The organism is Rhizobacter sp. (assembly GCF_035702065.1).
Lineage (GTDB): Bacteria > Pseudomonadota > Gammaproteobacteria > Burkholderiales > Burkholderiaceae_C > Rhizobacter.
Genome location: NZ_DASSRA010000364.1, coordinates 1 through 9,626 on the forward strand (window position 1 = coordinate 1; position 9,626 = coordinate 9,626).

Annotated in this window: 6 protein-coding genes; all 6 read left to right on the forward strand. The window is 68.2% G+C overall.

Going from position 1 to position 9,626, the window contains the following annotated elements:
* Positions 1–5,709: SDR family NAD(P)-dependent oxidoreductase (locus tag VFL64_RS16075; RefSeq protein ID WP_489541387.1), on the forward strand; the 5,709-nt coding region annotated here is incomplete at its 5' end.
* A 6-nt stretch (positions 5,710–5,715) separates the two neighbouring features.
* Positions 5,716–6,774: a glycosyltransferase family 2 protein gene (locus VFL64_RS16080; protein WP_489541388.1), complete on the forward strand. Its 1,059-nt coding sequence runs from the start codon at positions 5,716–5,718 to the stop codon at positions 6,772–6,774.
* Positions 6,743–7,864, forward strand: a complete 1,122-nt coding sequence (locus VFL64_RS16085) for a hypothetical protein (protein WP_489541389.1) — start codon at positions 6,743–6,745, stop codon at positions 7,862–7,864. Before VFL64_RS16080 ends, VFL64_RS16085 begins: the two co-directional genes overlap by 32 nt.
* Before the next feature lie 89 nt (positions 7,865–7,953).
* Positions 7,954–8,817 (forward strand): diiron oxygenase, encoded by an 864-nt coding sequence (locus tag VFL64_RS16090; protein WP_489541390.1) that lies wholly within the window; start codon positions 7,954–7,956, stop codon positions 8,815–8,817.
* Between the two features lie 18 nt (positions 8,818–8,835).
* Entirely contained in the window at positions 8,836–9,090 is a 255-nt protein-coding gene (locus VFL64_RS16095; protein WP_489541391.1) for a hypothetical protein, read from the forward strand.
* Positions 9,091–9,093: 3 nt separating this feature from the next.
* Positions 9,094–9,626, forward strand: a 533-nt coding sequence (locus VFL64_RS16100) for an AMP-binding protein (RefSeq protein ID WP_489541392.1), incomplete at its 3' end; no start/stop codon positions are given.

Genomic DNA, 9,626 nt, shown 5'->3' on the forward strand with positions numbered 1-9,626 from the left:
GTCGACGGCCAGGCGCAGGCCATCGCTGAAGCACTGGCAGTGGCCAACGTCACGCCCGACACCATCACCTACGTCGAAGCCCACGGCACCGGAACGCCGGTGGGTGACCCGATCGAAGTCGCTGCGCTGACGCAGGCCTTCCGCCAGGGCACCGATGCGGTCGGCTACTGCGGCATCGGCTCGGTCAAGTCGAGCATCGGCCACACCGACACCGCGGCCGGCGTGGCGAGCTTCATAAAGGTGGCGTTGGCCATGCAGCATGGCGAGTTGCCGCCGACGCTGCACTTCAAGGCGAACAACCCGGCCTGCGATTTCGAGCGCAGCCCGTTCTACGTCAACGCCACGCTCAAGCCCTGGGTGCCGGCGGCCGGCGCGCCGCGCCGCGCGGGCGTGAGTTCGCTCGGGGTCGGCGGGACCAATGCCCACGTGATCCTCGAACAGGCGCCGAAAGTGCAGCCTTCTGGGCCGTCGCGCCCGTATCAACTCCTGGTGCAGTCCGCCAAGACGCTGAGTGCGCTCGATGCTGGTTCCGCCGCGCTGGCCGATCACCTGGCTCAGCAGCCGCAGCAGAACCTGGCCGACGTCGCGCACACCTTGCGTGTGGGCCGCCAGTCCATGAAGCACCGCCGCGTGGTGGCTGTGAAAGATGGTGCCGATGCGGTCGCCGTGCTTCGCAGCATGGACAACAAGCGCGTGTTCACCGAGGTCGCGCAAGGCGACACGCCGCGCACGGTGGCCTTCATGTTTGCCGGTGGCGGCGCACAGTACCCGACCATGGGTGCAGACCTCTACCGCAGCGAACCGGTGTTCCGTGCCGCCGTCGACGAGTGCCTCGCCATCCTCACCACGCGCGTCAAGACCGACATCCGCCCGTTGCTGTTCCCCGCGCCGGGGCAGGAAGAGGCGGCTGCCGTGCAGCTGGAGCGTCCGTCGCTCGCCCTGCCGGCCTTGCTGACCATCCAGTACGCCCAGGCCAAGCTGTGGATGTCGTGGGGCCTCACGCCCTCGGCCATGATCGGTCACAGCATGGGCGAGTACACCGCCGCCCACCTGGCCGGTGTGTTCAGCTTGTCGGATGCGCTCACGCTGGTCGAGTTGCGCGGGCGCCTGTTCGAGACGCTGCCCGAAGGCGGCATGCTCAGCGTGCCCATGTCGGAGGCCGACCTGCGCCCCTTCATGTCACCCGAGCTGTCGATCGCGGCAGTGAATGGCCCCAAGCTCACCGTGGCTTCGGGCCCGGTGCCGGCGCTCGAAGCGCTGCAGAAGCGGCTCGAGGCCGAAGAGGTCGAGGCTGCGCGCGTGCGCATCAATGTGGCGGCCCACTCGTCGATGCTCGAGCCCATCCTGAAGGAATTCGGCGAGTTCTTCAGCCGCATCCAGATGCGCGCGCCGACGCTGCCCTTCGTCTCCAACCTGTCGGGTACCTGGATCACCGCGGCCGAAGCCACCGACCCGGCCTACTGGGTGCGCCACCTGCGCAACACCGTGCGCTTTGCCGACGGCCTGAGCGAACTGCTGAAAGACCCGGCGCGCATCCTGCTCGAAGTGGGGGCAGGGCGCACACTGTCCAGCCTGGCGCGCCAGCACCCCGGACGCGCGCCGCAGCAGGCGGTGCTCAATTCGCTGCGTCACCCCGACGAGAAGATCGACGACCAGGCTTTCGTGCTGACGGTGCTGGGCCGCCTCTGGGGGCTGGGTGCCACGGTGGACTGGGACAAGTTCCGCGGTGATGAGCGGCGCTTGCGCGTCGAGTTGCCGACCTACCGCTTCGACCACCAGCGCCACTGGATCGAGCCCGGCAAGGGCAAGGGCGCGCTGGCGCCGTCGGAACGCTCGCTGCACAAGCGCAAGGACGTCGGCGAGTGGTTCTACCAGCCGGTGTGGAAGCGTGCCGCAACCCCGTTGCTGCCGGTGACCCCGGTGTCGGATGAGCCTGCCAACCCGGTGACTGCGCTGCTGTTCATCGATGGGCTGGGTTTCGGCGAGCGCCTGGCCAAGCGCCTGCGTGCCGATGGTGTCGATGTGATCACCGCGCGCGCCGGCAAGCTCTACCACCGCGACGGCAAGGACGCCTTCATCCTCAACCCACGCAACGGTGCCGACTACGACAAGCTGCTCGCCGCGCTGATCGGCAGTGGCCGTGCGCCGCAGCGCATCTACCACCTGTGGACGCTTACCGGCGACGCCAAGCCAGCGCTCAGCCTGGCCGCCGCCAATGAGCTGCAGCACAACGGCTTCTACAGCTTGCTCCACCTGGCCCAGGCCATGGGCCGCGAAGACCTGAGCGAACCGGTGCGCATCGCCGTCGTCTCCGACCACTTGCAACGCATCTCCACCGAGACCGGCCTGGTGCCCGCCAAGGCCACGGTGCTCGGCCCGTGCAAGGTGATCCCGTGCGAGTTCACCAACGTGCGCTGCGAGAGCATCGACATCGAGATCCCGCCCGCGGGCTCGCGCCAGGAGGCACTGCTGCTCGATGGCCTGGTGGCCGAACTGGCCGCGCCGCACAGCGACGACATCGTGGCCTACCGCGCCGCGCAGCGCTGGGTGCAGGACTACGAGCCTGCGCAGATGCCGCACCTCGACGGCGTGGCCAAGCGCCTGCGCCAGCAGGGTGTCTACCTGATCACCGGTGGCCTGGGCGGCGTGGGCCTGGCCCTGGCCGAGCACCTGGCGGGCACGGTCAAGGCCAAGCTGGTGCTGGTCAGCCGCAAGGGCCTGCCGGAGCGCACCGACTGGCCGCGCCATTTGGCGCAGCCCGATGTCGATGCCGGCCTGGTGCGGCGCATCCGCCAAGTGATGGCGCTCGAGGCACTGGGCGCCGAGGTGCTGGTCGTCGCGGCCGACGTGACCGACCTGGCGCAGATGAAGGCCGCCGTGAAGCAGGCCAAGGCCCGCTTCGGCGACGTGCATGGCGTGCTGCACACGGCCGGCGTGCTGAACGACGGTGTGATCCAGCTCAAGGAAGCCACCACCGCGGCCTCGGTGCTCGCCCCCAAGCTGCAGGGCACGCTGGTGCTCGAAGCCGCGCTGGCGGGTGCGCCGCTCGACTTCGTGGTGCTGTTCTCGTCCATCAGCTCGTTTGCCGGACTGGCCGGGCAGATCGACTACGCTGCGGCCAACGCCTTCCTCGACGCCTACGCACAGGAGCGCTTCACGCGCGACGCGACCTTCACCGTGGCAGTCAACTGGAGCCAGTGGCAAGAGGTGGGCATGGCCGCCGAGCTGGCCCACCAGCTGGGTCTGTCCGCCGATGCCCTGGCCGATGCCGAAGGCACCGAAGTGAAGCACCCGCTGGTGCAGCGCTGCTTGCTCGACGGCCCTGGCGAGCGCGTCTACAGCACGCGTTTCAGCGCCAAGCAGCACTGGCTGCTGGATGAGCACCGCGTGCTCGGCGGCAATGCGCTGATCCCCGGTACCGGCTACCTGGAGCTGGTTCGCGCGGCCTTCGTGCAGCGCCCGCAGCCGCAGGCGGTGGAGTTGCACAACGTCACCTTCCTCGCGCCGTTCGCCGTGCGCGACGACGAAGAGAAGGACCTGCGCATCCACATCCGTTCGCACGGAGCCGTCAACAACCATTTCAGCGTGGTGAGCCGCAGCGCCGATGTGACCAGCAGCGACCAGCCCTGGACGGAGAACGTCCGCGGCAGCGTCTCGTACGTGGACGCGCAGGCCCCGGTCACCGAGCCGGTGGCGCAGATCGCCGCGCGTTGCACGCTGCGCGCCAAGGTGTTCCAGGGCGACGAGAAGCAGGCCCACCTGCTGTTCGGCCCGCGCTGGAGCAACATCCGTCGCATCGACTACGGCCAAGGCGAAGCGTTGCTGACCCTCGAGCTGTCCGCGGCGTATGCCGGCGACCTCGCGCAGATCCAGTTGCACCCTGCGTTGATGGACATGGCCACCGGCGGCGCCCAGGCCCTGGTGCCCGATTACGACGAGTCGCGCGACTTCTTCGTACCGGCTTCGTACGGCACGCTGCGCATCTTCGGCCCGCTCACCGCCAAGCTGCACAGCCACGTGCGCTACCACGCCGACGAGAACGGTGGCGACGACCTGGCCTGCTACGACGTGACCATCACCGACGACCAGGGCCGCGTGGTGGTCGACATCACCGACTTCACCATGATTCGCGTGCGCGACAAGGCCTTGCTGGCACGCAGCGAAGCAGCCGCACCAGCGCGTGCCGCCGCGGCGCCAGCCAAGCCGCGGGCCATCGCAAACAACATCCTGTCGGTCGGCATGCGCGACGGCATCCTGTCCGACGAAGGTGCCGAGGTGCTGGAGCGCGTGCTGGCCTGGGGCGCCGGCCCGCAGGTGGCGGTGTCGCCGCAAGACCTGATCGCGCTGATGGCCCAGGTGCGCGCGCCAGCCCAGGCTGCGGCCGAGGGCCATGACGCCGCCGCCGCGCCGGCCGGTGCCGACTGGAAGGCGCCGAGCACCGCCACCGAGAAGCTGATCGCCCAGATGTGGAGCGACATGCTGGGTGCCGAGCGCGTGAGCGCCACAGCCAACTTCTTCGACCTCGGCGGCCACTCGCTGCTGGCCGTGCAGGTGATCAACAAGCTGAAGAAGAAGACCGGCAAGGCCCTGCCGCTCACCGCGCTGCTGGAAGCGCCCACGGTCGAGACGCTGGCTGCACTGATCGAACCACCCGGCTCGGCAGACGCTGCTTCGGAGGCTGCGGATGGCGCAGCCACGCCGGCCGCTGCCGTGCCACGCAGCGGCACGCTGATCCCCATCCGCCCGGGCGGCGACAAGTTGCCGGTGTTCATGGTGCACGACGGCAACGGCGAGACGCTGCTGTACCGCACGCTGGCGCTGCAGCTCGCACCGGGGCATGCGGTCTACGGCCTGCAGCCCGAGATGCGCCCCGATGGCAGCTTCGTCAACACCCGCATCACCGACATGGCGGCGGCGCACATCGAGAAGATGCGCAGCGTGCAGCCGCATGGCCCCTACCTGCTGGCCGGCCTGTGCGCGGGCGGCGTGATCTCGTTCGAGATGGCGCGCCAGCTCGAGGACCAGGGCGAGAAGACGCTGTTCGTGGGCATCATCGATGCGGCCGACGTGCATGCGGCGGAGCGCCCGTTCCTCGCGGCGCGGGGGCGGTTCAACCGCTTCATGTCGGCCTTGTCGGACGACCCGTCGGCCTCCACGCTGCAGCGCCTGGGCCATGCCGTGCCGGTGATGGCGCGCAAGGTGCTCAACCTGATCAAGTGGGAGATCGAATCCCGCCTCGAGAAGAAGCAGAACGCGAAGAGGCTGAAGTCGATGCGGGAGCAGGGCGAGGGCAGTGCCGCCTCGTCCACCCCATCAGCCGCCGAATCGGCGGCGCTGAGCTACCTGCGTCTGTACGAAATTGCCCACCGCGAGCACGTGCCGCAAGGTCAGTTCGACAGCGGCGACGTGGTGCTCTTCCGCGCCAGCCAGGGCGATGGCAGCCTGGGCGACATTCCCTTCACCGAGAAGTACTCTGACCGCCTGATGGGCTGGGGGCCGCGCGTGAAGGGCGAGGTCGAGCTGGTCGAGATCCCGGGCGGCCATTCGAGCGCCTTGCAGGAGCCCCACGTGCGGGTGCTGTCGGCTGCTATCCAGCAGCGCATCGACAGCGCACTCTCCAAGGCCCAGGTCCCCACTGCCGCTGCACCGGCTGCGGTTCCGGCGCCCGCGCCGGCCAGCGAGAAGCGCAGCCCGGTGACGGTGGACTGAGGCCCGATGTCTGTGCCTTCCGCCACGACGGCGCCGGTGCGCCCGCCGGTGCTCGTCGCCATCGTCAACTACCGCACCGGCAAGCTGGTGGTGGAGTGCCTGCGCTCGCTGGCGCCCGAGGTGGCCGCCATCCCGGGCACCCATGTGACCGTGGTCGACAACTGCTCGGGTGATGGCTCGGCCGACGTGATCGCTGCGGCCATCGCCGCCGAGGGCTGGTCGGGCTGGGCCGAGCTCGTGCGCGCGCCGGTGAACGGTGGCTTTTCCTACGGCAACAACACCGCGGTGCGGCCGGCCTTGGCGTCTACCAACCCACCGGCCTACTACTGGATCCTCAACCCCGACACCCAGGTGCGCCCAGGTGGGCTGACGGCCTTGGTTGACTTCCTTGAAAGCCACCCGCGCGTGGGCATTGCCGGCAGCCGCATGATCGGCAGCGACGGCCAGCCCTGGCCCTATGCCTTCCGCTTCCCGTCGATCCTGAGCGAATTCGCCAGTGGATTGCGCCTGGGCTTCGTCGGCCGCCTGCTCAAGAAGCACATCGTGCTGCGCCGCATGGGCGACACCGACGAGCAGGTCGACTGGTTGCCCGGCGCCAGCATGCTGGTGCGCCGCGAGGTGTTCGACAGCGTGGGCCTGATGGACGAGGGCTACTTCCTCTACTTCGAGGAGACCGACTTCTGCCTCACTGCGCGCCGCGCTGGCTGGCTCACGTGGTACGTGCCGCAGAGCTGCGTGGTGCACATCGCCGGCCAGAGCACCGGCGTGACGGGCGACAAAGAGACGGTCAACAGGCGCCCGCAGTACTGGTTCGAGTCGCGCCGCCGCTACTGGGTCAAGAACCACGGCCGCTTCTATGCCGCAATGACCGATCTGGTCTGGGCCTTGGCCTTCAGCACCTTGAAGCTGCGTGGCCTGTTCCAGCGTGACAAGCCTGCGACCCATCCTCCGCACTACTTCCGCGACATCCTGCGCAACTCGGCGCTGTTCCACGGCGGCCTGCCTACCAGCACGGCGGCATCATCTGCACACCATGGCCATACAGATCGTCCCGCACAGCGCTGAGCGGCGCGAGGCGGTGCTGGCATTCAACCAGCGCATGAAAGCCGGCGGCTCGCAATGGAGCTTCTACCCCGACCCCGAGCCCGAATGGATCCCCCCGCGCGACGGCCAGAACGTCTGGCGCGAGTACTACCTCGCGGTCGAGGACGATGAGGCCGTGCGCGGGGCCTTCGCCCTCAAGCCGCAGGACTGGCTCATCAACGGCGAGCTGAAAGTCGTCACCGACTGGCAGGGCCCGTTCTCCGAAGGCGCCATCGACGTGCGCCACGGCACGCTCGGCCTGCGCATGATCCGCGACATGCTGAAGAAGCGCCCGCTGCTCTACAGCTGGGGCCATGGCGGCGACGACCAGCCGGTGGTGCAGATGCTGCGCAAGATGAACTGGCTGCTGCATCCCACGCCGTTCTGCCTGTGGATCGCCAAGCCCGGGCGTTTCCTGCGCCTGAATGCGCAACTGCGCAAGACGTCCGCGCGCCGCGTCGTCCTCGATGCGCTGGCCTACACCGGCCTGGGCTGGCTGGGCCTGCGTGCCATGCACGCGCTGACAAAGCTCAGGAACCCCGGCCGCTTCAGCGCCACCGCCACCGAGGTACCGCGCTTCGGCCCCTGGGCCGACGAACTGTGGGAGCGCTGCAAGGGCAGCTACCGTGCCATCGCCGTGCGCGATGCTGCCTCGATGAATGCCCTGGCGCCCGAAGGGGCCTGGCCGCCGGTGACGCGCCTGCGCATCGACCGTGCCGGGCAGGCCATCGGCTGGGCGCTGGTGATGGACACCCAGATGAAAGGCGAGCACCGCTTCGGGGACCTGCGCGTGGGCTCCATCGTCGATTGCCTGGCCGACCCCGCGAACGCGGGGGAGGTGGTCGCCGCCGCCACGCAGGTGCTCGCCCGGCGCGGCGTCGACATCGTGGTCTCGAACCAGTCCCACCCCGGCTGGGCCCGTGGCTTTGCCCAGAATGGCTATGCCGTGCTGCCCGACAAGCGGCTCTTCGCCGCTTCGCCCGCACTGCAGGAAGCGCTGCAACCTTTCGACCAGGTGTCACAAGGCCTTCATCTGACAAATATGGACGGTCACGGCCCCATGGCGCTGTGATTCGCCGGTTTGCGGGATTGCAAAGGGCTTGACTTCATGTCGATACTTCCGCTCCTCCAAAAGCGTCATTCCCCTGCAGGAAATAGTCCATGGAAACCGCATCCGAACTCGCCACGCGCCTGACCAAGGCCTCGCGCAAGAAGCTCTGGGACGTCTACAACACCTTCAACTGGCCCGAGGCACTGGAACAGAACGTCTGGTACATGCCGCCCGAGCTGATCTCGATCTACGGCACGCCGGCCTATGAGGCGCTGACCGAAGAGCAGCAGAAGAAGCTCAGCCTGTACGAACTGGGCAACTTCTTCAGCCTGGTGCTTCAGGGCGAGCGCCCGCTGGTGGCCGGCCTGGTCGACCGCCTCTACGCCAAGGGCAACAGCACCTCCGTCAACGAGTACCTGCACCACTTCGTCGACGAAGAGAACAAGCACATGGTGATGTTCGGCGAGTTCTGCAACCGCTACATCGGCAAGGTGTATCCCGAAAAGAAGATCACACTGGCCAAGACCTACGCCAAGGGCGAGGAAGAGGTGGCCTTCTACTGCAAGGTGATGGTGGTCGAGGAGCTCGGCGACTACTTCAACGTGACCATCGAGAAGGACGAGCGCGTCGACGCACTGGTGCGCGAGATCAACAAGGTGCACCACATCGACGAAGCGCGCCACCTGGCCTTCGGGCGTGTGCAACTGGCCGAGCTCTTCGCGCGCTACTCGCCCGACTGGTCGCCCGAGACGCTGGCGGGCTTTCGCGAATGGCTGGTGGCCTACCTGCGCGCCTCCTGGGGTGACTACTACAACCCGACCATGTACCGCGACGCCGGTCTGGCCGATGCGTACGACCTGCGCCAACTCGCCATGTCGCACCCCGTGTGTGCCGAGGCGCGCCGGAAGGCTTCGGCCAAGGTCGTCAACTACTTCATCAAGACGGGCCTGCTGGCCGAGGAGCCCTCGCTCTGACGAGGTGACAGGACAAACATGCAAGAGAGCGAAGTCCGCGCCAAGCTGCGCAGCTGGATCGTCAAGCACACCAAGGCCCCCGCCAAGGCCGCCTCGTTCAACGACGACACGAAGATCCTCGAAGAAGGCATCCTCTCGTCGCTCGACATCGTCGAGTTCGTGCTGTTCATCGAAAGCCTGCGCGGCGAAGACGTCGACACCGACGACATCGAGCCTGAGGTCTTCACCAGCATCAACACGCTGTACACGGCGTTCTTCACCCAGGTGGCCTGAGCGATGCGGCGTAGCCTGAGCACCGGCTTCCTGCGCTCCGCGCAGCAGCATGCCGACCGGCCCGCCTTGCAGCTGGATTCGGTGGTGCTCAGCTATGCCCAGTTGCGTGCCCGGGCGGCCGCACTGGCGCAGACGCTGCGGGCCCATGCACCCGCCGGCGAGCCGCTGCTGACGGCGGTGTTCGCGCACCGTTCCATCACCGCCTACGCCGGTGTGCTGGGCGGGTTGTTCCGTGGTCACGGCTACGTGCCGCTCAACCCCGGCTTCCCCACCGACCGCACGCACGCGATGCTGGTGCGCTCGGAGTGCCGCAGCCTCATCGTCGACGCACACGGGGCGGCGCAGCTTGGCGAGGTGCTGAAGGGAGTGGAAGGCGCGCTGCTGCTCTTGCTGCCCGACCACGACGACGTGAGCGATCTCGCTGCGCAGTGGCCGCAGCACCGCTTCCTGGGCGCGCGCGACCTGGTCGACGCCGGCGCCTGGGTGCCGCCCGATGTCGACCCGAACGGCATCGCCTACCTGCTGTTCACCTCGGG

Bases quoted from the DNA above. Each gene is read 5' to 3' on its own strand.
- VFL64_RS16080 (WP_489541388.1), top strand. From the start codon at position 5,716: ATGTCTGTGCCTTCCGCCACGACGGCGCCGGTGCGCCCGCCGGTGCTC.
- VFL64_RS16085 (WP_489541389.1), top strand. From the start codon at position 6,743: ATGGCCATACAGATCGTCCCGCACAGCGCTGAGCGGCGCGAGGCGGTG.
- VFL64_RS16090 (WP_489541390.1), top strand. From the start codon at position 7,954: ATGGAAACCGCATCCGAACTCGCCACGCGCCTGACCAAGGCCTCGCGC.
- VFL64_RS16095 (WP_489541391.1), top strand. From the start codon at position 8,836: ATGCAAGAGAGCGAAGTCCGCGCCAAGCTGCGCAGCTGGATCGTCAAG.